Genomic DNA, 21,334 nt, shown 5'->3' with positions numbered 1-21,334 from the left:
CAATATCTTGAGCCCCTGCGGTCAAGGGACCACAAGGACTCGCGTTCCGGTTGTGTCAGATATAGAATGTGAAACGGCTCGTGGGTGTGTCCCTGCAAAGAACCCCACGAGCCGCTTCGTCAATTGTCATCATGAAAGGAAAACACGATGACACATAAAATTGGGCGTGACGCCCGCAACGGTCAGTTCATTCCCGTCGATGAGGCCAAGCGCAGGCCGAGCACGACGGTAGTGGAAACCATCAAGACACCGCCTAAAAATTCCGGCGGCGGCAAGAAGAAGCGCTAATTCTTCGTCTTCTTCAACTTCTCTGGGCGGGGGCTTTAGCTCCCGCCCTTCATTTTTGAGGCGCTTTCAGAGGTAGAACCGTGCAACCCCCAATCACCATTCAAAAACGTTATGCATTTTGCATCGTACGATATTTCGTACAGATATTTCCTCTCCAAAAATAGGAAATTTCCTATTTTTGGAAAACGCCGTTGCAGGCAGCGCTCAATTCTCCCAAGTTTTTGCCTGATTTTTTCGGTCCAAACTTCTTCAACATCCAAGAACGATACAAGAACATTTATGGACCGATCACAGGATCGGAATTAGGCTCAAGATATGAAACCCATCGCAGAACAGATCTGGGACATGAAATACCGCCTGCATGCGGCAGACGGCACGCCCGTGGACCTCACCGTGGAGGACACATGGAAGCGCGTCGCCAATGCGCTGGCGGCCGCCGAGGCGCCGGAAAAGCGCAGCCTGTGGGCGGAAAAGTTCCATGAGGCGATGGAAGGGTTCCGCTTCCTGCCGGCCGGCCGCATTCTCGCCGGCGCGGGCACCGCGCGCGACGTGACGCTCTTCAACTGCTTCGTGATGGGCACCGTGCCCGACACCATGGCGGGCATCTTCGACAATCTGAAGGAAGCCGCGCTGACCATGCAGCAGGGCGGCGGCATCGGCTACGACTTCTCCACGCTGCGCCCCAAGGGCGCGCCCGTGCACGGCGTGGGAGCGGATGCCTCCGGCCCGCTTTCCTTCATGGATGTATGGGACGCGATGTGCCGCACCATCATGTCGGCAGGTTCGCGCCGGGGCGCGATGATGGCGACCATGCGCTGCGACCACCCGGACATCGAGGATTTCATCGACGCCAAGCGCGAGCCGGGCCGCCTCAACATGTTCAACCTGTCGGTGCTGGCAACCGACCCCTTCATGGACGCGGTGAAGGCGGACGCCGATTGGGACCTCACCTTCAACGGCACGGTCTTCCGCACGCTGAAGGCGCGCGCGCTCTGGGACAAGATCATCGCCGCGACCTATGCCTATGCCGAACCGGGCGTGATCTTCATCGACCGCATCAACAAGAAGAACAATCTCTATTACGCCGAGACGATCCAGGCGACGAACCCCTGCGGCGAGCAGCCCCTGCCGCCCTATGGGGCGTGCCTGCTGGGCTCGATCAACCTCGCCGCGCTGGTGAAGGACCCGTTCGGCGACGATGCCGCGCTCGACGAGGACGAACTCGACGCGCTGGTGCGCACCGCCGTGCGCGCCATGGACAATGTGGTGGACGTGTCGCGCTTCCCCCTGCCCGAGCAGGAGCATGAGGCAAAGGCCAAGCGCCGCATCGGCCTCGGCGTGACGGGGCTTGCCGATGCGCTCATCATGTGCCGGACGCGCTACGGCTCGGACGAAAGCGTGGCGCTCATCCGCAAATGGATGCACAGGCTTTCGCGCGCGGCCTATCTCGCCTCGGTCGATCTCGCCGCCGAAAAGGGCGCCTTCCCGCTGTTCGACGCGGACGCCTATCTGGCGGGCGAGACCATCGCCACGCTGGACGAGGATGTGCGCGAAGCCATCGCCAAACATGGCATCCGCAACGCGCTCGTCACCTCCATCGCGCCGACCGGCACCATCTCGCTTTTCGCGGGCAATGTGTCGTCGGGCATCGAGCCGGTTTTCGCCTATGCCTATACGCGGAAAGTTCTGCTGCCGGACGGTACGCGCCGCGAGGAGCGCGTGAAGGACTATGCCGTGGAGCAGTATCACGCGCGCTTCGGCGAAAAGGCGGAGCTGCCGGATTATTTCGTCAATGCGCAAACACTCTCGCCCGCCGAGCACATCGCCGTGCAGGCCGCGGTGCAGGACTATATCGACAGCTCGATTTCCAAGACGATCAACGTGCCCGCCGACATCTCCTTCGAAGCCTTCAAGAGCGTCTATACCGACGCCTATGAGAAGGGGCTCAAGGGCTGCACCACCTACCGCCCGAGCGATGTGCGCGGCTCCGTCCTCTCCGTGGACGAGGAACCGGCGGCGCAGCCCGAACCGGTACCGGCCCCCGTGACCGAAGACGGCGTGGTGCGCATGTGGCAGCCGCTGCAGCGCGACGAAATCCTTCCCGGCTTCACCTACAAGATCAAATGGCCGGAATCGGACCATGCGATCTACATCACCATCAACGACATCCTGCAGGACGGACGCAGGCGGCCCTTCGAGATCTTCATCAACTCCAAGAACATGGAACATTACGCCTGGACGGTGGCGCTGACGCGGATGATTTCCGCCGTCTTCCGCCGCGGCGGCGACGTGACCTTCGTGGTGGAGGAACTGAAAGCCGTGTTCGACCCGCGCGGCGGCGCCTGGATGGGCGGCCGCTATGTGCCGAGCCTGCTGGCGGCCATCGGCGGCGTCATCGAGCAGCACATGATCGACACCGGCTTCATCGCGGCAAAGGACGGCAAGCCGATCACCGAGGCGATGCAGAAGGCCGTCGGCGAAACCGACGAGCGCCCGCGAGGCAAACCCTGCCCGCGCTGCGGCGCCTATGGCATGATCAAGCAGGAAGGCTGCGAGACATGTCCCTCCTGCGGGCATTCGAAGTGCAGTTGAGGTAGCACCTCAAGGGGGAGAGCCGAATGAACTACCATGACCTGACGCGCCTGCTGATCAAGATCATGGGGTTGTTCATTCTGGCGTGGTCAATCACTCAGACCTTCCTCAATGTCGGCTACAGCATTTTCTCTTACCAGCAATACGGGTTGGCCCTATTGCTTGGCGGCTATGTCATTCCTTCCATTCTCGCGATCATTGTGGGTCTGATCCTGTTTTTGGGTGACCGCAGACTTGCAAACCGCGTTGTCTCCTTGACTGGCGACAGTGCACAAAACGGCCGGCTTGATTTTCACCGGCTCGAGCAGATCGGCATCGCTCTTTTGGGTCTCTATCTTTCGATCAACGGTATGAAGATGTTGATTGGAATATCAGCACATCAAATTCTGTCCGATACGCAATCTCAGAGGGCAATCTCAGATTTCAACTACGAAAAAATAGTTGAGTACAGCGCCCAGCTCCTGATCGGTATCCTGATATTCCTTTGCAGCAACGGTATCGTAACATTCCGCCAACGCTTCCTCGAAATCCGGGACCGCGTGCGTAATCTCGACAACGGAAACTAGTCCATGCGCGGGCTCATTCATCACATCGATCTCACCGTCACGGATGTTGCCCGCTCCGCGCCCTTTTATGACGCGGTGCTGAGTTTCATGGGCTATCGCCGCTGGCAGGAAGACGAGCACGGGATCGACTGGGAGCATGCGGGCACGCCGGATTTGCTGCCCACCATCGGCATCTTCAATGCGAGCGCGGAAGGCCGCGCGCATAAGCACAACCGCTATGCGCCGGGGCTGCACCATATGGCCTGGAACGCGGAAAGCCGCGAAGACGTGGAAAAGCTATACGGCCTGCTGCTGGAAATCGGCGCCGACATCCTCGATCCGCCGGCGGATTATCCCGAATACGGGCCGGGCTATTACGCGGTCTTCTTCGCCGATCCCGACGGGCTGAAACTCGAATATGTGTTCGAGCCGCGCTGACGCATGGCCGTTCTCACCCTCGACAATGAGACGGCAAGACGTCTCTTCCTCGACCGCCACGCGCTGAGCGCGCCCGCGACCTGCACATCGCCGGACGACCTGTCCGCGCTCATTCGGTGGATCGGCTTCGTGCAGCTCGACAGCGTGAACGCGGTCGAACGCGCGCATCACATGATCCTGTTCTCCCGCGCGCCGACCCATCAACGCGGCTGGCTCGACGAGCTGCAGCAGGGCCGCGACATCTTCGAGCACTGGACGCATGACGCCTCGCTGCTGCCGATGGAGTTCTATCCGCACTGGCACCATCGCTTCAAAAAGGCGAAGGAGCGGCTGAAACATCCCAACTGGCAAAAGCGCATCGGCGAGGACCCGCAAAAAACGATCCGCAAGGTGCGCGCCCGCATCCGCAAGGACGGCGAGGTTGGCACGCGCCATTTCGACGACAAGGGCGCAGGCGGCTGGTGGGGCTGGGGCCCGTCCAAGACGGCGCTCGAATTTCTCTGGCGCACGGGCGAACTCGCCATTGCGCGGCGCGACGGCTTCGAGAAGATCTATGACCTCGCCGAGCGCGTGATCCCGGACGAATACCGCAAGGCACGCCCGACAAGACGGCAAACCGTGGACTGGGCCTGCGAGACGGCACTTGCCCGCCTCGGCTTTGCGACGCCGACGGAGCTGGCGAAATATTTCGACCTGATCGAGATCGCCGAAGCGAAAGACTGGGCGAAACGGGCGGCGAAGCGCAAGGAGATCGTCGAGATCGCGGTGACCGGCGCAGATGGCAGCCACCGCCATGTCTTCGCCCCCGCCGATATCGAGGAACAGATCGAAAAGCTCCCCTCCCCGCATGAGGGCCTGCGCTTTCTCTCTCCCTTCGACCTGGCCATTCGCGAGCGCAAGCGCGCCCGGCAGCTTTTCGGCTTCGACTATACGATCGAGATTTTCGTGCCGGAGAAGAAACGCAAATACGGCTATTACGTGCTGCCGCTGATGGAGGGCGACCGCTTCATCGGACGCGCCGACCTGAAGACCCATCGCGACGACGACCGCCTGGAAGTGAAAGGCTTCTGGCCGGAGGATGGCGTGAAGATGACGAAGGCGCGCATCGCCGCGACGCAAGATGCGCTGGCGGAGCTTGCGCGCTTTACAGGCGTCAGCCGGATCGAGGGAGCCGTTCCTGGACGGCGCGCCAAAGCCTCGTAAGCCCCTCGTCATGCGTGCCCATCTCGTCGAGATGCTGCACCATGCCGTGGAGATAATCCGGATTGCGGCCCGACTGGCCTTCTCCTTCGGCGATGAGGCGCACCTGATCCTCGAAGGAAAGTGCGCCCGCATATTGTCCATGCGTGCGGTCCACCACATAGCAGAGCGCATCGACCGTGCCGCCGGCGTGAAGCAGGCGCACACGCTTCACCTCTTCGCGGTAGACCATGGTCACCTGCTCGCGCGCGCGCAGATAGTCGCGCACCTCATCCACCCGGTCCGGCGCGACGCGGAACGCCATGCCCTTGCACGAACCGCCCGCATCGAGGCCGAAAACAAGGCCGGGCCGCTCCGGCGTGCCGCGATGGACGTGACTATAGACGCAGAAAGCGCGATGATAGCCGTGCAGACGGGCGGGCTCGCGATGCTCGAACGCAAAACCCGGCCGCCACATCAGCGAGCCATAGCCAAATACCCAGAAATCATTCATTACTTGCCGCCCTGCTTTAGGCCGCACACCATATCGTCATGACAGAGAACGCAAAAGCACCCGCCCAGCCGCGCCGGAAAAACATCCGCTGGGGCGTCCTGACCCCCACCATCGTGCTGGGCGTGCTGGTCGCCGTCTATGCCGTCTACTGGTGGACCGTGGCCGGCGAAATCAAGACCCGTATCGAAACCGCCGCGCTCGACAACGGGCGCATCGAGACGAAATGGAAAGAGCTGGGCGTCTATGGCTTCCCCTATCGCTTTACCTCCAGCTTCACCGCTCCCGAAGTCGCCGCGCCCCGCACACCCGAACAATGGCGCTGGCAGGCGGACGAGTTCTCGGCAAGCTTCCTGCCTTACGATTTCAACCATGTGATCTTCGATGTGGAAGGCGAACAGCGTCTGAGCTTTCGCGACGTGACGCAAAAGAGCGCGCCGCGGCGTGATTGGCGCATCAAAGCGGATGCTGCCTGGTCGAGCTATGTGGCCGAAAAGGGCACCCCTTTCGGGCGACTTGCCATCGATGTGAAGAAACTCGATGCGAAACGCGAGAACGGCGATGACACGCTGACGGCGGACCGGCTGCAGCTTCACACGCGCCCCGCCCCACTGACCATCGAAGGCGGCGCGGCCCCTCTCATGCCCGGCACGCCGAAGCCTGCGACCGCCATCGACCTCGCACTGCAGGGCGACAATATGGTGCTGCCCGCCCGCCTGACACCGCCTGCGCTCGGCAACACGGCAAAGCTCGTCATCCTGCAGGCGCGCCTGCGCAACGTGCCCGCCACCCGGGCCGCAAGCCCGGTGGAGTTCGCACGCGACTGGATGGCGGCGGGCGGCACGCTGGCCGTCTCCGATCTGAAAGTGAAATGGGGCCCGCTCGACATGGACGCCTCGGGCGAAGTGACGCTGGACGAACAGGGCCGCCCGGCGGGACGCCTCGACGCGCAGATTGCCGATTATGAAGGGCTCGTTTCCGCGCTGGTGAAGGCAGGCCGCATTCCGCAGAAGAACGAGAAGATGGCGCTGGCAGGCCTCGGCCTCATCTCGCAGTTCCAGGGCAACAAATCCGGCCGGGTGCGCGTGCCCGTGGTGATGAGCAAGGGCAAGCTCTATCTCGGCCCCGTGCCCGTGGCGCGGCTCGATCCGGTTTATTGAAGCTGCTTCTTCAAAACAGGCTGTCACCCCGGGCTCCAGAGCGAAGGACAAGACACCTGTTGCCCCTGGATCCCGGCACAAGGCCGGGATGACAAGAGAGAAAATCTCTCGTCAGTCCTTCTTGCCCGTCTTGTCCGGCGTGCGGCCGAAATTGGGCGCGGGCGTTTCCTGACCGGCTTCGATGATCGAGCGGCGGATATCGCGTGTGCGCGTGAAGAGGCTGAAAAGCGCGTCGCCGTCACCCCAGCGGATCGCGCGCTGCAGCGCCGACAAATCTTCCGAAAACCGCGCCAGCATCTCGAGGATCGGTTCGCGGTTATTCAGGCAGACATCGCGCCACATGGTCGGGTCCGATGCGGCAAGACGCGTGAAGTCGCGGAAACCGGAGGCGGAATATTTGATGACTTCCGATTCCGTGACCGTTTCCAGATCGTTCGCCGTGCCGACGATGTTATAGGCGATGATATGCGGCAGATGGCTGACGATGGCGAGCACCATGTCGTGGTGACGCGGCTCCATCACATCGACGGTCGAGCCGCAGCCCTGCCAGAAGGCGGTGAGCTGCTCGGTCGCCTCGCGGTCCGTCCCGGGCACCGGCGTGAGGATGCACCAGCGATTGTCGAAGAGTTCCGCAAAGCCCGCTTCGGGGCCGGACTGCTCCGTACCGGCGATGGGATGGCCGGGAATGAAATGCACGCCTTCGGGCACATGCGGGCCGACATCGCGAATGACGGCCATCTTCACCGAGCCCACATCGGTGAGGATCGCACCGGGCTTCAACGCCTTTTCGATTTCCGCGGCCACCGGCCCGAGCGCGCCGACGGGCACGCAGAGGATGACGAGGTCGGCATCCTTCGCCGCGTCCGCCGCCGTCTCATGCGCGCTGTCGATGAAGCCGATTTCATGCGCGCGCTTGCGCGTCTCTTCCGAGCGCGCATAACCCGCAATGTGTTTTGCGAGATTGCCGCGCTTCACCGCATGGCCGATGGAACCGCCGATAAGGCCGAGACCGACAAGCGCGATGCGCTCGAAAAGCGGTTCGCTCATAACGCACCGCCCTTCACGAAGTCGGCGAGCGCATCCACCACCAGTCGGTTCGCCTCTTCCGTGCCGACACTCAGGCGCAGACAATCCGGCAGGCCATATGCCGCCACAGCGCGCAGGATGAGACCGCGCTTCATCAGGAAGGCATCCGCCTCCGCCGCCGTCCTGCCGGGTTCATTCGGAAAGCGGACGAGCAGGAAGTTCGCCGCGCTCGGCGTCACCTCAAGGCCCAGCGCCGAAATCCGCTCCGTGAGCCACTGAAGCCATTCGTCGTTATGCGCGCGGGCCTTTTCTACATGGGCGATATCTTCCATCGCCGCGACACCGGCCATCATGGCGGGCGTCGAGACGTTGAAGGGACCACGCACACGGTTGAGCGTGTCGCAGACATGGGCAGGCCCGTAGAGCCAGCCAAGACGCGCGGCGGCCAGACCATAGATCTTCGAAAAGGTCCGCGTCATCACGACATTCTCGTTCGTCGCGACAAGCTCGATTCCCGCGTCGTAATCGTTGCGGCTCACATATTCGGCATATGCCGCGTCGACCACGAGCAGAATGTCGGGGCGAAGCCCCGCCTGCAGACGCTTCATCTCGTCCGACGGCAGATAGGTGCCGGTGGGATTGTTGGGGTTGGCGATGAAGACGATCTTCGTCTTCTCCGTCACCGCGGCAAGGATTGCATCGACATCGGTTTTGAGATCCTTCTCCGGCACCTGAATGCAGGTGCCGCCCGCCGCCTTGGTGATGATCTCATAAACGAGAAACCCGTGCTCGCTCATGATCGTTTCGTCGCCCTCGCCCACATAGCACTGGGCGAGAAGATGCAGCAGTTCGTCCGACCCCGCGCCGCAGACAATGCGGTCGGCGGCAAGGCCGAAGCGCTTCGCAATCGCCTCGCGCAAGGGCGCGGCGGAGCCTTCCGGATAATGTTCGAGATTCTGCGCCGCGGCGACATAGGCCTCGCGCGCCTTCGGGCTCGGCCCGAGCGGCGTCTCGTTCGCCGACAGCTTGTAAGTCTGCACGCCCGGGTCTGCCTTGGCGCGGCCGCCCACATAGGCTTCGATCTCTTCAATGCCGGATTGCGGTGTCGGTTTCGTCATATGCTCAGTCCGTATCGGCATCGCGGCGCACGGGATTGGCAAAGCCGCCCAGCACATATACGTCGTCGACCGGCTCCGCGATCAGGGCGGCAAGACGCGCATCCCCGGCCTCCAGATAACCCGGCACGGCATAAAGGCTCAGATGACGCGGCTCCCCGTCCTGCGTGACGGCGACACTCAGCCGTTCCGCCTCGATCCCGGCCGCGTTCAGAAGCTGGGCGAGCTTCGTCTCGCTGACGCTGCCGCGCGCGGAAATGGCAATCAGGCTCGTATCGTCGCCGGTGGGCTCGAACTCGGCCTGCGCCACCACAAGCGCGCCGACCTCGCCCTCCAGCCCGTCGATATGGGCGAAGGGAAGCTGCGTCACCACGCGAAGCGGCACGCCGCGCCCGGCCAGCGCCGTCCACCAGTCGCCGCCCGGATAATTGCCCGGCCGGGGCAGGATGCCGATGGCGGAGCGGTCCTGCGACACGCGGCGGGTGAGATCGCGCATGCTGTCATGCAGCGTCATCTCGGTGATGGAGCCGTAATAATTGCGGGCAAGATCCCAATAGGCGAGCGCATCGGTATCCGCGCCGCCATAGACCTCCACCCGGAAGGGCCCCTGAATGCGGGTCATGGCGGAAATGATCTCGCGCCAGAGCCGGAAGACGACGCGCAGCGGCAGCCGCCCTTCATGACGGCCGGCGAGACGGCGCAGCACCTCCGCCTCGCGGCCCGGGCGGAAGGCAATGAAGCTCCCCTCCCCCGCCGCGCTGGCATCGCGCGCCTTGGCATTGGCGACATCGACGACGAGCTCGGTCCGCTTCATCAGCAGATCGTGGATCGCATCGTCGATCGCATCTATCTCACGCCTCACATCGGCCAGGGCGGGCGCGCTGTCATCGCCTGTCCCGGCCTGTTTGACGGGGCTCTGTGTCTCGCTCGTCATCTTGTGTCTCACGCACGGAAAAAGGGGCGAAAAGCCGCTGCCCGGCCCCTGCCGCAGGAGCGGTATTCATAAGGGCGGATATGCCCAAAATCAAAGAAAACATTGACATTTCAAGGGGTCCCACCCTAGCTATGCTGCCTGCCCGGGGCGACATATGAGGCCGTCCGCGGGCCGGAAAAAACGCGAAACGACCTCAAAAAGCGCCGCAGGACCGCCGCTCACGCGATGATTACCACCGAAAAGCCGGAAATAGCGGCGGCCGCCGCCGAGGCGGGAGAGCGCGTCAACGCCCGAAGCTGCACCGAAACATTCGGCGCCGACGAGCCCCTGAGGCTCGACAGCGAGGTCGAGCTGTCGCCCTTCACGATCTCCTTCCAGACCTATGGCCGGCTCAATGCCGACAAATCGAATGTGGTGCTGGTCTGCCATGCGCTGACCGGCGACCAGTTCGCCGCAAGCCCCCATCCGGTCACGGGCAAGCCCGGCTGGTGGTCCAATATGGTCGGCCCGGGCCGCCCCATCGACACCGACCGCTATTTCGTGATCTGCCCCAACGTCATCGGCGGCTGCATGGGCACCACGGGGCCGCGCGACATCAACCAGGAAACCGGCAAGCCCTACGGGCTGACCTTTCCCGGCGTCACCATCGCCGACATGGTGCGCGCCCAGGCCATGCTGCTCGACCGGCTGGGCATCAAGGATCTGTTCTGCGCCATCGGCGGTTCGATGGGCGGCATGCAGGTGCTGCAATGGTGCGCCGCCTATCCTGACCGCGTCTTTTCCGCAATCCCGATTGCGACCGCGGCGCGCCATTCCGCCCAGAACATCGCCTTTCACGAGGTCGGCCGCCAGGCCATCATGGCCGATCCCGAATGGCGCCAGGGCAGCTATCTGGAGCATGGCACGAACCCCGCCAAGGGGCTCGCGGTCGCGCGCATGGCCGCCCATATCACCTATCTGTCGGAAACCGCGCTGCACCGGAAATTCGGCCGCAACCTGCAGGATCGCGAAGAAATCACCTATGGCTTCGACGCGGATTTCCAGATCGAATCCTATCTGCGCTATCAGGGCTCGACCTTCGTGGACCGCTTCGACGCCAATTCCTATCTCTACATCACCCGGGCGATGGATTATTTCGACCTCGCCCAGGACCATGGCGGCATCCTCGCCAATGCCTTCCGGGGCACCACTACGCGCTTCTGCGTCATGAGCTTCACCAGCGACTGGCTGTTCCCCACCTCCGACAGCAAGCAGGTGGTGCATGCGCTGAACGCGGTGGCGGCCAATGTGAGCTTCGTCGAGATCGACACCGACAAGGGGCACGACGCCTTCCTGCTGGACGAGCCGGAAATGCTCGACACGCTGTCGGGCTTCCTGGAATCGGCGGCGCAAAGGCGGGGCCTGACGACATGAGCCCCAACAGCCTGACGGGCGGGCGGCCCCTGCCGCATACGCCGCGTACCGACTTCGACTTCATCGCCGAGAAAATCGCGCCCGGCAGCCGCGTCCTCGACGTGGGCTGCGGCGACGGCGAACTGCTGGCGCGCCTGGTCAAGGAGCGCGGCGTGGACGGGCGCGGCATGGAACTGAGCCAGGAAGGCGTGAACGCAAGCGTGACGCGCGGGCTCTCGGTCATTCAGGGCGACGCCGATACCGATTTGCGCGACTATCCGAAGGATGCATTCGATTATGTGATCCTGAGCCAGACCATTCAGGCGACGCATAATCCGAGCATCGTGCTGCAGGAACTGGCCCGTATCGGGCAGCACATCATCGTGTCCTTCCCCAATTTCGGCCATTGGCGCGTCCGGCTGAAACTCCTGCTGCAGGGCCGCATGCCGGAAACGCCCTCGCTGGGCTTTCAGTGGTACGACACGCCCAACATCCATCTGTGCACGCTGCGCGACTTCACCGAGCTGTGCGACACGCTGGGCCTTCATATCGACGATGCGCTGGCCGTGAACGGCACCCGGGCAAAGCGGATCGGCAAGCCCGGCCCGCTCGACAATCTGACGGCGAGCGAAGCCGTCTTCATGATGTCGCGAACGAGCTGAGACCCGTCAGCTTTCATCCTGCCGATGTTGCGTCTGCATGCCCTGCGGGATGGGCGCGGGCGACAAGGCGCGCATGCGCCGGGCAAGCCTGCGTTTGGGCTGCGGCGTCGCGGCATAGATCTGCTTACCGGCCTCCACCATGATCACCCCGGAAAAGCGCGTCCAGAGCGCATGGCCGACCTGCTCCCAGACACCGGCCGATTGCAGGAAGGGACGCCACTGGATAGGCGGCACGTAAAGCGCCGTCTCCCAGCGCGTGGGCGAAAACATGTTCTCGCGCATGAGCTGGGTCAGCTGGGAGCGCGAAAAGGGCTGGCCGATGCCGAACGGCGTGCCCTCGCGGCGCGACCACAAGCCCCGCCGGTTGGGCGCCACGATGAGAAGCCGTCCGCCCGGCGCCAGCACGCGCCAGATCTGGCGCATCATGGAACGCACCGCCTCGCTGCCCTCCAGCCCGTGCACCAGCAGGACGCGGTCCATGCTCTCGTCGGGCAGCGGAATTTCGGTCTCGTCCACCAGGCAGGTGAGATGCCGTCCATTGGCCGGCCATGCCAGCACGCCCTGCTGGGCGGGCATCAGCCCGATGACGCGCTGCGCCTGCCCCTGAAAGGGCGATAGATAGGGCGTGGCGAAACCGAGCCCGGCGACGTTGAGCCCGCGCACATCCGGCCAGATCTCGCCGATGCGCCGCGTAATCAGCGTCCGCGCCACCTGGCCCAGCGGGCGGCCGTAGAAATCGCGAAGATCGATGACATCCATATGCATGGGGCGAAGCCTAGCAGATTCCGTGTAAAGGTTTCCCTCACGAGATGGTAACGGCCTTGGCGTTTCCAAATGCGCCCAAGGGGTTCAATCGCCGCGCAAGGCGCATTAGGGTCTCGTCACACATTCTCCAGCACCGGAGCCGGAACGATGAGCCTCGAAATCCACCAGTTTCCCTGCCTGAACGACAATTACGGCTATCTGGTCCATGAGCCCAAATCGGGCGCGACGGCGGCCATCGACACGCCGGACGCCAAGGCCATCGAAAAGGCGCTCAAGGAAAAGGGCTGGACGCTCACCCATATCCTCAACACGCATCACCATTACGACCATGCGGGCGGCAATGAGGAACTGAAGGCAAAGACCGGCTGCACCATTATCGGCCCCAAGGGCGAGGCGGCGAAAATTCCCGGCCTCGACCGCGCCGTCGGCGACGGCGACATGGTGGAGCTGGGCGAAGCGCGCGCCCGCGTCTTCGACGTGCCCGGCCATACGGCGGGCCATGTCGCCTATTACTTCGAAGAGGACGGCGTCGCTTTTGTGGGCGATACGCTCTTCGCGCTGGGATGCGGACGGCTTTTCGAGGGAACGCCCGAACAGATGTGGACCTCGCTCTCCAAGCTCATGGCGCTGCCCGACGACACCATTGTCTATTGCGCGCATGAATATACGCAGGCCAATGCCCGCTTCGCCGTGACGGTCGATCCGGAAAACACCGCGCTCGCCGCCCGCGCGAAGGAGATCGACGCAAAGCGCGCCAGGGGCGAATGGACCGTGCCGACGACCATCGGCCTTGAGAAGGCGACCAACCCCTTCCTGCGCGCCGCCGACCCGAAGCTGCGCCACGCCATCGGCCTCGACGCAGCGAGCGATGTGGAGGTCTTCGCCGAGACCCGCCACCGCAAGGACAATTTCTGAAAACGAAGGACCTTTCCGTGACCGATATGAGCCCCGAACAGATCATCGAGATGCTCGGCATGCAGCCGCACCCGGAAGGCGGCCATTTCGTCGAGACCTTCCGCGATACGACGGCCGAGATCGAACGGGGCCATTCGACCGCGATCTATTATCTGCTGCGCGAGGGCGAACGCTCTCACTGGCACCGGGTGAAGGATGCCTCGGAGACCTGGCACTGGTATGCGGGCGGGCCGCTGCAGCTTGGCATCGCGCCGGAGACAGGCCCGGCGGAGATCCATTTGCTGGGCCAGAACCTCGCCGCCGGCGAACGCCCCCAGATCGTCGTGCCGCGCAATTACTGGCAGGCAGCCGAACCGGTGGGCCTGTGGACGCTGGTGGGCTGCACCGTCGCCCCCGGCTTCGACTTCGCAGCCTTCGAACTCGCCGAAAAGGGCTGGGAGCCGCGCTGAGCCCTGCCCGCGTTGCAGGAGAGCGACATAACCCCGCCAAAATGCGTCTCCAGGCAGGGGTAATCGCTATTTCACACAAGCCCGACAGCCATCCTCGCCTAAGCTCAAGACATCGCTATCGGCCTTGGGGGGCTTGAGGATGAAACGGGGGCTTACCGCCACCCTGCTTTTGCTGCCTGTTTGCCTGCTCAGTGTCTGCCTGCTCGTTCTTGCGGGCGGGACGGCGCAGGCCGCCACGGCCTGCAAGCCGGAACGCAAGGTGGAGATCGCCACCAGGGGCGGGCCCGCCTATGGCACGCTGCAATATCACCGCATGGCGCCGCTGAAGATGAAGGAGGTGGCGCTCACCTTCGATGACGGGCCGGACCCGCATACGACGCGCCGCGTGCTCGATATCCTCGACGCCAATTGCATCAAGGCGACCTTTTTTCTGGTCGGCTATTACGCCGAACGCCATCCGGAAATCGTGCGCGAGATCGCCGCGCGCGGTCACACCATCGGCACCCACACATGGTCGCATCCGAACAATCTGCGTCATTTGTCGCTGGCCGGGGCGCGCCGCCAGATCCGGCGCGGTTTCGCCGCCGTCGAAAAGGCGCTCGCCACCGCGCCCGCTGCGGACAGGCGGCGGCTTGCCCCCTTCTTCCGCTTTCCCGGCCTCAATGACAGCAAGCATCTGATGGGCTGGCTCGGCGCGCGCAACATCGCGACCCTTTCCTGCGAGTTCGGCGCCGACGACTGGAAACGCATCTCCACCTCGCAGGTCCGCCGCCGCGCGGTCCGCAACATCAACTCGGTGGGGCGCGGCGTCATCATCCTGCACGACACCAAGCCGCATACCGCCGCCGCGCTGCCCGGCATCATCAAGGATTTGCGCAAGAAGGGTTATCTCTTCGTGCAGCTCACGCCCGCGCCGGGCGCGCGCGAGATGGCGGCAAGTGCGCATGATGCGCTGATTTCGCCCGTCGCCGTCGCGAAGAAGGACGTGCCGGAATTGCGCGGGACGCAACATGCACAAGCGGCAGGCTTGCCCGCCGCGCAACATGCAAGAGCGGATGAGCTTCTTGAGCCCGCCAGATCGGTGCAATAGGCTTTCGGCATGGGCGAGAAAAAACCGGGCGCGAAACTTCTACTGCCAAACCGCCGCGACACCTTGCGCGGCCTGGGCACGCTCGGCCTCGGCACCGCACTCACTTTCGCCGCGCCATCCATCGTCCGCGCAGATGCGCCCTACAAAAAACGCCTGAAACTCCAGAGCCTCAATTCGGGCGAGAAGCTCGACATGGTCTATTGGGCGGACGGCAAGTATCTGCCCCATGCGCTGAAACGGATGCGGCACTTCATGCGCGACCTGCGCACCGAAACGACGCATGAGATCCATCCCGGCCTGCTCGACCTCATGTGGGAAATCGACCAGAACACGCGCTCGAAGAACCCGATCTACACCATGTCGGGTTACCGCTCGCCGCAGACGAACGAATGGCTGTTGAAACATTCCGACGGCATCGATCCCGGCAGCTTCCATATGCGCGGCATGGCAGTGGACATCACGCAGAATTTCCTCGACCCGGAGGAAGTCTATCGCGTGGCGCTGAAGCTGAAGAAAGGCGGGGCGGGCTACTACCCGACGAAGCGGCCCTTCGTCCATGTCGATATCGGCCCGCGCGACAACTGGGTCTATCCCGCCATGCCGACACCGGGCCGTGACAAGGAATATGACCGTCAGCAGGCGGAAAAAGCAAAAGCGCGGAAGAGCTAAAAAAACGCCCCGGAGAAACTCCGGGGCGTTTCGCATTTCAGAACCGTTTGGTCCGATCAGCCCGCAATGTACTGCGCGCCGTTTGCCGTGATCGTGGCGCCGGTGACGAAGCCCGCATCCTCGGCCACCAGGAACTTCACGCAATGCGCGATTTCCTCCGCCTTGCCGAGACGGCCGACGGGGATGGTGGCAATGATGCCTTCCAGCACCTTTTCCGGCACGGCGGCGACCATATCGGTATCGACATAGCCCGGCGCGATGCAGTTCACCGTCACGCCCTTGCGCGCCACTTCCTGCGCCAGCGCCTTGGTGAAACCGATCACGCCCGCCTTGGCCGCGGAGTAATTGGTCTGACCCATCTGGCCTTTCTGGCCGTTGATCGACGAGATGTTGACGATGCGCCCGAAGCCGCGATCGCGCATGCCGGCGATCACCGGCTGGCACATGTTGAACATGCTGTCGAGGTCGGCGCTCATCACTTCGCGCCACATCTGCGGCGTCAGCTTGTGCAGCATCGCATCGCGCGTGATGCCCGCATTGTTCACCACCGTGTCGATGGGGCCGTGCTCGGCCTCGACCTTCTTCAGGCCCTCGACGCAGGCGTCGTAATCGCCGACATCCCATTTATAGGTCTTGATGCCGGTCTCGTCGGTGAACTTCTTCGCCGCCTCGTCATTGCCGGCATAGGTCGCCGCCACGTCGAAGCCCGCATTCTTCAGTTCCACCGAGATGGCATGGCCGATACCGCGCGTTCCGCCGGTCACAACTGCTACACGTGTCATCCGTGCGCCCTTTCTTCCGAATTCGTTTCCTGAGGTAATGGGACGATCCGGGCGGCACTTTTCATCATGCCTGCCCGGATGTCCTTGCGTTCGATCAATCCCGCTCGACGCAGAGCGCGATGCCCATGCCGCCGCCGATGCACAGCGTGGCAAGGCCCTTCTTGGCGTCGCGCTTCTGCATTTCATGCAGCAGCGTGACGAGAATGCGTCCGCCCGATGCGCCGATCGGATGGCCGATGGCGATAGCGCCGCCATTGACGTTGACCTTGGAGGTATCCCAGCCGAGATCCTTGTTCACGGCGAGCGCCTGGGCGGCGAAGGCCTCATTGGCCTCGACGAGATCGAGATCGTTGACCGTCCAGCCCGCCTTTTCCAGCGCCGCGCGCGAGGCCGGGATCGGGCCCGTCCCCATGATGGAGGGATCGACGCCCGCCTGCGCCCAGGAGACGATCCGGGCCAGCGGCGTCTTGCCTTCCTTGGCGGCGCGCTCGCCCGACATCAGCACCAGCGCGGCCGCGCCGTCATTGATGCCCGACGCATTGGCCGCGGTCACCGTGCCGCCATCCTTCTGGAAAGCGGGCTTGAGACCGGAAATGCCGTCGATCGTCACGCCGTGCTTGATGAACTCGTCGCTGTCCACCACCGTCTCGCCCTTGCGGGTCTTGATGGTGACGGGGACGATCTCGTCCTTGAAACGGCCCGAGGTCTGGGCGGCTTCCGCCTTGTTCTGCGAGGCGACGGCGAAAGCGTCCTGCTCCTCGCGGGTGATCTGCCACTGCTTGGCGACGTTTTCCGCCGTCTGGCCCATGTGATAGCCATTGAAGGCATCCCACAGCCCGTCCTTGATCATCGTGTCGATGAACTTCACATCGCCCATGCGTGCGCCCGAGCGCAGATAGGCGGCATGGGGAGCCTGGCTCATGCTCTCCTGACCGCCGGAAACGACGATCTCGCTGTCGCCATTCAGAATGGCCTGACAGCCCAGCGCGACCGAGCGCAGGCCCGAGCCGCAAAGCTGGTTCACGCCCCAGGCCGGCACTTCCGCCGGCAGACCGGCATTGATGGAGGCCTGGCGGGCCGGGTTCTGCCCCTGGGCGGCTTGCAGGATCTGGCCCATGATGACCTCGGAAACCTGGTCTTTCTCCACGCCCGCGCGCTCCAGCGCCGCTTCGATGGCGACCCGGCCCAGCTCATGGGCCGGAAGGGTGGACAGCGCACCGTTAAAAGACCCGACAGGGGTTCGCGCGGCCCCCGCGATGACAACTTCGGTACCGGATTTGCTCATTTGAAGCTCCCTGTTTTTTGGGCCGGATCGCTTGCTTGCGTCCGGTTCGGGGGGACTGACACTGCCCGGCAATGCTCTCCCGCTCGCCCTGCCGCCCCGTCAGGGGACGGCAAAAAAGCAAGCCCGGCAATAGCCTTCGTCCTACGCATATGCAATGCGGGACTTGCGCATTGCAACATTACCGCGTCAGAATACACAAGATTGGGGGAGACGGGAGACCGCATCGGCATCATCTCTGCATATGACAATGCGGCTATGTCCCTAATATGAAGGCGCGTCCGCCGGCGGAAATCCGCCCGCATGAAGGCCGCCTTCGTAAAAATGCCCGTCTTGCGGAAAACTGGTGAATAGAGCCGGATAACGGCCAGGAGAGTTCAATCACGGAGGTTCGGGACCGACAGGAAAGCCTGGCGGCCCGAAGGGGCCCGACCTAAAAAACGGTGTCTGCGTTTCAAGCCTTCGTAGAAACAAGGTGGTAAAAACCGTGGCGAAAAAGACCGCTTCCACGGATGACGACGTCATCATAATCAAGAAATACGCGAACCGTCGTCTCTACAACACCGCAACGTCCAGCTATGTGACGCTCGACCATCTTTGCGAGATGGTGAAGGAAGGGCGCGAATTCGTCGTTCGCGATGCCAAGACCGGCGACGACATCACACGGTCCGTGCTGGCCCAGATCATTTTCGAGGAAGAAGGCAAGGGACAGAACCTGCTGCCGATCAACTTCCTCCGGCAGGTCATCCGCTTTTACGGCGACAGCCTGCAGACCTTCCTGCCGTCCTATCTCGAAATGAGCATGAACACCTTCACCAAGGAGCAGGGAAAGATCCGCGACCGGATGGCGAACGCCTTTGGCGGACGCGAACGCTTCGAGCAGATCGAGGACCAGATCCGGCAGAACATCGAGATCTTCGACAGCGCCATGCGCATGTTCACCCCCTTCTCGCCGACCGGGCGGCCCGGCGGGCCGGAAAGCGGTCAGGCAGACGAAGGACAGGCGGAAAAGCCCACCAGCGACACGCCGGAGGGCAAGGCCCGCAACAAGGAACTCGACGAGCTGAAACAGCAGATCGCGGCCATGCAGGCCCAGCTTGCGGCCATCAGCAGCAAGGATGACGGCGAAGGTGGCTCCTCGCAGAGCTGAGCCCGTCCGCCTCTAGATCGCCTCGGCGCCGGCGGCCGATCTGGTCGGCGCGGAGGCGATGCCTGCCGCGTAAAGGTCGATGTCGGGACGGCCGAACATGAAGCCCTGGAAATAATCGACGCCGAGCTTGCGCAGAATGGCGGCGTCTTCCTCGCTGTCCACCCATTCGGCGATGGTGGGCAGGTTGAAATTATGCGCCAGCTCCACCAGCGTCCGCAGGAAGACCTGATTGTCGGGATTATGCGCGACGCCCTCCACATAGGAGCCGTCAATCTTGACCATATCGACATCAAGCGTCTTGAGGTTGCGGAACGAGGTGTAGCCAGCGCCGAAATCGTCGATGGCGATCCGGCAGCCCATGTCGCGGAAGGCGCGGATAAAGGCCGCCGTGTCCTTCATCTCATGAATGGCGACGGTCTCGGTGATTTCGATGACGAGGCGCTCCGCCATGCCCGGATGGGCACGCAGTTGCGCCTCCAGCGTCTCGCGCCACATCCGATCGCCGATGGTCCGGCCCGACACATTGACCGAGAGCTGGGCCTGCGGATAGTTGCGCAGCGTTTCCACCGCGAGTTCCATGGCCCTGAAATCGAGGAAGCCGATCAGGCCGAGTTTTTCAGCCACCGGCACGAAGGCGCCGGCCGGCGCGACCTCGCCGTTCGAATCGCGCATGCGGATCAGGCATTCGTGAATGAAGGGCCGGCCCGCCGTATCCACGATCGGCTGATAGGCAAGCATCACGCGCCGCTCGTTAAGCGCGCCCAACAGATCGTCGGCGACACTGATATTCTTGAGGCGGACCTTTTCGCGCTCGCTGGACGGCGTGTAGATGACATAGCTGTCGCGATGCATCTGCTTGGCGGCCACCAGGGCCTCCTCCGCGCGCGCCATCGCCTTGTCGGCATCCGCCGCATCGCGCGGCAGCGCAACCGCGCCCGCCGAAATCGTGGCCGCGACCGGCCCATGCGTGGTGGAGATCACCTCCTCGCGCACGCGGGACAGCAGCCGCTGACAGATATTGTCGAGGCGGTCTTCGTCGCATGAGGTAAGAACGAGACCGAACTTGTTGCCCGCGGCCCTGCCCAGCGCATCGCTGCGCCGCGCCATGCCGCGCAGACGCTGCCCGACACCCAGGATCACTTCGTCGGCGACATCGAAACCGAACGCATCGTTGATGAGCGCGAGATTGTCGATCGCCAGCAGGATGAAGGCGCCTTTCAGCCGGCCCGGCCCGGTTTCGTTCAGAACCTCGCCCAGCCGCTCCTTCACAGCGACGCGGTTGAGAAGCCCCGTCAGGTCGTCATAGGTGGAAAGCTGCATCATGCGCTGTTCGCGGCGATGCCGTTCGTCGATCGGACGCAACACGCCGATAGCGGTTGCCGGACGCCCTTCGGCATCGGCAAACCAGCGGCCGCGATCCTCGACCCAGCGCTCGCCGCCGAAATCGTCTTTCAGGCAATATTCAAGTTCGTAGGAAACGCCCTCGCCCGTATCGCGGCCACCGCTGAGAATGCGCTCGAAGCGGCTACGGCCTTCGTGAATGGTAATGCGGGACGCGAAATTGCTGTGATCGGAGAGCTGCTCGGAGCTGAGCAACCCCAGAACGGTTTCGACACCCGCGCCCCACTCGATCCGCTCTTCATGGATCGACCAGCGATAGGATACATCGCCCACAATGGCGACGGCATCGGTCAGCGCCTGTCTGCGGCGTTCTGCCGTCTCTTCATCGATGAGCCCATACGCATTCTGCGTCTCAGAGTCCACGTCACCCACTCCCGCCATGTCATCACCCGTACCGGATGTAAGGCATTGCCACTCCACACATGGCTCCGACTATGCGGGGACCGGGTTAAAACTTTGAAAAGGGCCGGGGGTCCGGGCGCACGACATCGAGACTCCCGCCGACACCGCGCCCGATCTGTTCCTGAATGGGACAGATCGACAAAGAAACACTCAAAATCGACGCAAATTGACTGGCCGTTTTCTTGCTCCTGAAGGACCATTCACACACATCGGATGGATGTGGCGTGTCATTTAGCGAAAGACGCATGTCGAAGGTCGAACGCATATCGGGAGCCGATCCCCGCCTTCCCGCCCGCGCCGAAAGGCAAAGGTCGGACGGTACGCGACGCCTTGCGCCCGCGCCGCTCGATCTCAACGCCGAGGCACGAGGCACAAGCGGCCGCCATCCCGAGGCCGGACGGCGCGCCGCCGCCGCCCCCTTCCTCGCCCAATATGTCGACCAGCACTGGCCCTGGCCGCGCGACGCCGCCCGCAAGGCCGTGCTGCGCCAGCGCGCGACCTCCGCCTATCTGGAAGCCGACGGCCTGCCGGACCGGCTGGAAGACGAGGCGCTCAACGGTCGCTACCAGCGAAAGCTCTGAGCGTCA

At 63.3% G+C, this 21,334-nt stretch carries 22 protein-coding genes; 14 read left to right on the top strand and 8 right to left on the bottom strand.

The window, feature by feature from the left end; genetic code table 11:
• Positions 1 to 147: 147 nt before the first annotated feature.
• The 5 genes from ACSSVQ_RS12250 to ACSSVQ_RS12230 all read left to right on the top strand — a co-directional run bounded on the left by ACSSVQ_RS12250 (position 148) and on the right by ACSSVQ_RS12230 (position 5,066).
• The gene (locus ACSSVQ_RS12250) at positions 148 to 288 is read left to right on the top strand and encodes a hypothetical protein (protein WP_454183424.1); all 141 of its coding nucleotides are present in this window, start codon (positions 148 to 150) and stop codon (positions 286 to 288) included.
• A gap of 315 nt (positions 289 to 603) precedes the next feature.
• Positions 604 to 2,880, top strand: coding sequence for an adenosylcobalamin-dependent ribonucleoside-diphosphate reductase (locus tag ACSSVQ_RS12245; protein WP_454183422.1), 2,277 nt, complete (start codon positions 604 to 606; stop codon positions 2,878 to 2,880).
• A 26-nt stretch (positions 2,881 to 2,906) separates the two neighbouring features.
• Positions 2,907 to 3,446: a hypothetical protein gene (locus ACSSVQ_RS12240; protein ID WP_454183420.1), complete on the top strand. Its 540-nt coding sequence runs from the start codon at positions 2,907 to 2,909 to the stop codon at positions 3,444 to 3,446.
• A gap of 3 nt (positions 3,447 to 3,449) precedes the next feature.
• The gene (locus ACSSVQ_RS12235) at positions 3,450 to 3,863 is read left to right on the top strand and encodes a VOC family protein (protein ID WP_454183418.1); all 414 of its coding nucleotides are present in this window, start codon (positions 3,450 to 3,452) and stop codon (positions 3,861 to 3,863) included.
• A gap of 3 nt (positions 3,864 to 3,866) precedes the next feature.
• Positions 3,867 to 5,066, top strand: coding sequence for a winged helix-turn-helix domain-containing protein (locus tag ACSSVQ_RS12230; RefSeq protein ID WP_454183416.1), 1,200 nt, complete (start codon positions 3,867 to 3,869; stop codon positions 5,064 to 5,066).
• On the opposite strand, the gene ACSSVQ_RS12225 is transcribed toward ACSSVQ_RS12230, so the two are convergent.
• Positions 5,017 to 5,556 carry a gamma-glutamylcyclotransferase gene (locus ACSSVQ_RS12225; RefSeq protein WP_454183414.1) on the bottom strand — a complete coding sequence of 180 codons (540 nt, stop codon included), beginning with the start codon at positions 5,554 to 5,556 and terminating at the stop codon, positions 5,017 to 5,019. The genes ACSSVQ_RS12230 and ACSSVQ_RS12225 overlap by 50 nt on opposite strands.
• 38 nt (positions 5,557 to 5,594) lie before the next feature.
• Here ACSSVQ_RS12225 and ACSSVQ_RS12220 point away from each other — a divergent pair, with 38 nt between their 5' ends.
• A complete protein-coding gene (locus tag ACSSVQ_RS12220) occupies positions 5,595 to 6,713 on the top strand; it encodes a DUF2125 domain-containing protein (RefSeq protein WP_454183412.1) in 1,119 nt (372 codons plus the stop codon).
• 111 nt (positions 6,714 to 6,824) lie between these two features.
• Here the strand turns inward: ACSSVQ_RS12220 and ACSSVQ_RS12215 are convergent, their stop codons facing one another.
• From ACSSVQ_RS12215 to ACSSVQ_RS12205, 3 genes are read right to left on the bottom strand one after another with little or no spacing between them, the layout of a single operon-like run.
• A complete protein-coding gene (locus ACSSVQ_RS12215) occupies positions 6,825 to 7,760 on the bottom strand; it encodes a prephenate/arogenate dehydrogenase family protein (RefSeq protein WP_454183410.1) in 936 nt (311 codons plus the stop codon).
• A complete protein-coding gene (gene hisC / locus ACSSVQ_RS12210) occupies positions 7,757 to 8,857 on the bottom strand; it encodes a histidinol-phosphate transaminase (RefSeq protein ID WP_454183409.1) in 1,101 nt (366 codons plus the stop codon). The genes ACSSVQ_RS12215 and hisC overlap by 4 nt, the downstream gene beginning before the upstream one ends.
• Before the next feature lie 4 nt (positions 8,858 to 8,861).
• Positions 8,862 to 9,788 (bottom strand): chorismate mutase, encoded by a 927-nt coding sequence (locus tag ACSSVQ_RS12205; protein ID WP_454183407.1) that lies wholly within the window; start codon positions 9,786 to 9,788, stop codon positions 8,862 to 8,864.
• Positions 9,789 to 10,013: 225 nt separating this feature from the next.
• Between ACSSVQ_RS12205 and metX the strand changes: the two genes are divergently transcribed.
• Positions 10,014 to 11,201 carry a homoserine O-acetyltransferase MetX gene (gene metX, locus ACSSVQ_RS12200; RefSeq protein WP_454183405.1) on the top strand — a complete coding sequence of 396 codons (1,188 nt, stop codon included), beginning with the start codon at positions 10,014 to 10,016 and terminating at the stop codon, positions 11,199 to 11,201.
• Entirely contained in the window at positions 11,198 to 11,842 is a 645-nt protein-coding gene (gene metW, locus ACSSVQ_RS12195) for a methionine biosynthesis protein MetW (RefSeq protein WP_454183403.1), read from the top strand. Before metX ends, metW begins: the two co-directional genes overlap by 4 nt.
• 6 nt (positions 11,843 to 11,848) lie before the next feature.
• On the opposite strand, the gene ACSSVQ_RS12190 is transcribed toward metW, so the two are convergent.
• On the bottom strand, positions 11,849 to 12,607 hold the full coding sequence (locus ACSSVQ_RS12190; RefSeq protein ID WP_454183401.1) for a class I SAM-dependent methyltransferase: 759 nt from the start codon (positions 12,605 to 12,607) through the stop codon (positions 11,849 to 11,851).
• A 147-nt stretch (positions 12,608 to 12,754) separates the two neighbouring features.
• Between ACSSVQ_RS12190 and gloB the strand changes: the two genes are divergently transcribed.
• From gloB to ACSSVQ_RS12170, 4 genes are all read left to right on the top strand, one after another.
• On the top strand, positions 12,755 to 13,522 hold the full coding sequence (gene gloB / locus ACSSVQ_RS12185) for a hydroxyacylglutathione hydrolase (protein WP_454183399.1): 768 nt from the start codon (positions 12,755 to 12,757) through the stop codon (positions 13,520 to 13,522).
• Positions 13,523 to 13,548: 26 nt separating this feature from the next.
• Positions 13,549 to 13,971 (top strand): cupin domain-containing protein, encoded by a 423-nt coding sequence (locus tag ACSSVQ_RS12180; RefSeq protein ID WP_454184694.1) that lies wholly within the window; start codon positions 13,549 to 13,551, stop codon positions 13,969 to 13,971.
• Positions 13,972 to 14,110: 139 nt separating this feature from the next.
• Positions 14,111 to 15,061: a polysaccharide deacetylase family protein gene (locus ACSSVQ_RS12175; protein ID WP_454183397.1), complete on the top strand. Its 951-nt coding sequence runs from the start codon at positions 14,111 to 14,113 to the stop codon at positions 15,059 to 15,061.
• Between the two features lie 9 nt (positions 15,062 to 15,070).
• Entirely contained in the window at positions 15,071 to 15,730 is a 660-nt protein-coding gene (locus ACSSVQ_RS12170) for a DUF882 domain-containing protein (RefSeq protein WP_454183395.1), read from the top strand.
• Between the two features lie 56 nt (positions 15,731 to 15,786).
• Here ACSSVQ_RS12170 and phbB read toward each other — a convergent pair whose 3' ends face one another.
• Together phbB and ACSSVQ_RS12160 are read right to left on the bottom strand one after the other, a co-directional pair.
• On the bottom strand, positions 15,787 to 16,512 hold the full coding sequence (gene phbB, locus ACSSVQ_RS12165) for an acetoacetyl-CoA reductase (RefSeq protein WP_339613972.1): 726 nt from the start codon (positions 16,510 to 16,512) through the stop codon (positions 15,787 to 15,789).
• A 94-nt stretch (positions 16,513 to 16,606) separates the two neighbouring features.
• The gene (locus ACSSVQ_RS12160; protein WP_454183393.1) at positions 16,607 to 17,797 is read right to left on the bottom strand and encodes an acetyl-CoA C-acetyltransferase; all 1,191 of its coding nucleotides are present in this window, start codon (positions 17,795 to 17,797) and stop codon (positions 16,607 to 16,609) included.
• A 484-nt stretch (positions 17,798 to 18,281) separates the two neighbouring features.
• On the opposite strand from ACSSVQ_RS12160, the gene phaR reads away from it, so the two are divergent.
• Positions 18,282 to 18,944: a polyhydroxyalkanoate synthesis repressor PhaR gene (phaR, locus tag ACSSVQ_RS12155; protein ID WP_454183391.1), complete on the top strand. Its 663-nt coding sequence runs from the start codon at positions 18,282 to 18,284 to the stop codon at positions 18,942 to 18,944.
• 12 nt (positions 18,945 to 18,956) lie between these two features.
• On the opposite strand, the gene ACSSVQ_RS12150 is transcribed toward phaR, so the two are convergent.
• A complete protein-coding gene (locus ACSSVQ_RS12150) occupies positions 18,957 to 20,708 on the bottom strand; it encodes a putative bifunctional diguanylate cyclase/phosphodiesterase (RefSeq protein WP_454183389.1) in 1,752 nt (583 codons plus the stop codon).
• A 284-nt stretch (positions 20,709 to 20,992) separates the two neighbouring features.
• Between ACSSVQ_RS12150 and ACSSVQ_RS12145 the strand changes: the two genes are divergently transcribed.
• Positions 20,993 to 21,328 (top strand): hypothetical protein, encoded by a 336-nt coding sequence (locus tag ACSSVQ_RS12145; RefSeq protein ID WP_454183387.1) that lies wholly within the window; start codon positions 20,993 to 20,995, stop codon positions 21,326 to 21,328.
• The last annotated feature ends 6 nt before the right edge of the window (positions 21,329 to 21,334 follow it).

The sequence above is a fragment of the Parvibaculum sp. MBR-TMA-1.3b-4.2 genome, assembly GCF_053628815.1.
The sequence above is the reverse complement of the archived record's forward strand: the minus strand, read 5'-3'. Positions and strand labels throughout refer to the sequence as shown.

What these genes read in the sequence shown, in the direction of transcription:
- ACSSVQ_RS12235 (WP_454183418.1), top strand. Translation starts at nt 3,450, where the DNA reads ATGCGCGGGCTCATTCATCACATCGATCTCACCGTCACGGATGTTGCC.
- ACSSVQ_RS12180 (WP_454184694.1), top strand. Translation starts at nt 13,549, where the DNA reads ATGAGCCCCGAACAGATCATCGAGATGCTCGGCATGCAGCCGCACCCG.
- ACSSVQ_RS12230 (WP_454183416.1), top strand. Translation starts at nt 3,867, where the DNA reads ATGGCCGTTCTCACCCTCGACAATGAGACGGCAAGACGTCTCTTCCTC.
- ACSSVQ_RS12170 (WP_454183395.1), top strand. Translation starts at nt 15,071, where the DNA reads ATGGGCGAGAAAAAACCGGGCGCGAAACTTCTACTGCCAAACCGCCGC.
- ACSSVQ_RS12215 (WP_454183410.1), bottom strand. Translation starts at nt 7,760, where the DNA reads ATGAGCGAACCGCTTTTCGAGCGCATCGCGCTTGTCGGTCTCGGCCTT.
- metX (WP_454183405.1), top strand. Translation starts at nt 10,014, where the DNA reads ATGATTACCACCGAAAAGCCGGAAATAGCGGCGGCCGCCGCCGAGGCG.
- ACSSVQ_RS12190 (WP_454183401.1), bottom strand. Translation starts at nt 12,607, where the DNA reads ATGCATATGGATGTCATCGATCTTCGCGATTTCTACGGCCGCCCGCTG.
- ACSSVQ_RS12225 (WP_454183414.1), bottom strand. Translation starts at nt 5,556, where the DNA reads ATGAATGATTTCTGGGTATTTGGCTATGGCTCGCTGATGTGGCGGCCG.
- ACSSVQ_RS12205 (WP_454183407.1), bottom strand. Translation starts at nt 9,788, where the DNA reads ATGACGAGCGAGACACAGAGCCCCGTCAAACAGGCCGGGACAGGCGAT.
- ACSSVQ_RS12245 (WP_454183422.1), top strand. Translation starts at nt 604, where the DNA reads ATGAAACCCATCGCAGAACAGATCTGGGACATGAAATACCGCCTGCAT.
- metW (WP_454183403.1), top strand. Translation starts at nt 11,198, where the DNA reads ATGAGCCCCAACAGCCTGACGGGCGGGCGGCCCCTGCCGCATACGCCG.
- hisC (WP_454183409.1), bottom strand. Translation starts at nt 8,857, where the DNA reads ATGACGAAACCGACACCGCAATCCGGCATTGAAGAGATCGAAGCCTAT.
- ACSSVQ_RS12175 (WP_454183397.1), top strand. Translation starts at nt 14,111, where the DNA reads ATGAAACGGGGGCTTACCGCCACCCTGCTTTTGCTGCCTGTTTGCCTG.
- gloB (WP_454183399.1), top strand. Translation starts at nt 12,755, where the DNA reads ATGAGCCTCGAAATCCACCAGTTTCCCTGCCTGAACGACAATTACGGC.
- ACSSVQ_RS12160 (WP_454183393.1), bottom strand. Translation starts at nt 17,797, where the DNA reads ATGAGCAAATCCGGTACCGAAGTTGTCATCGCGGGGGCCGCGCGAACC.
- ACSSVQ_RS12145 (WP_454183387.1), top strand. Translation starts at nt 20,993, where the DNA reads ATGTCGAAGGTCGAACGCATATCGGGAGCCGATCCCCGCCTTCCCGCC.
- phbB (WP_339613972.1), bottom strand. Translation starts at nt 16,512, where the DNA reads ATGACACGTGTAGCAGTTGTGACCGGCGGAACGCGCGGTATCGGCCAT.
- ACSSVQ_RS12250 (WP_454183424.1), top strand. Translation starts at nt 148, where the DNA reads ATGACACATAAAATTGGGCGTGACGCCCGCAACGGTCAGTTCATTCCC.
- ACSSVQ_RS12240 (WP_454183420.1), top strand. Translation starts at nt 2,907, where the DNA reads ATGAACTACCATGACCTGACGCGCCTGCTGATCAAGATCATGGGGTTG.
- ACSSVQ_RS12220 (WP_454183412.1), top strand. Translation starts at nt 5,595, where the DNA reads ATGACAGAGAACGCAAAAGCACCCGCCCAGCCGCGCCGGAAAAACATC.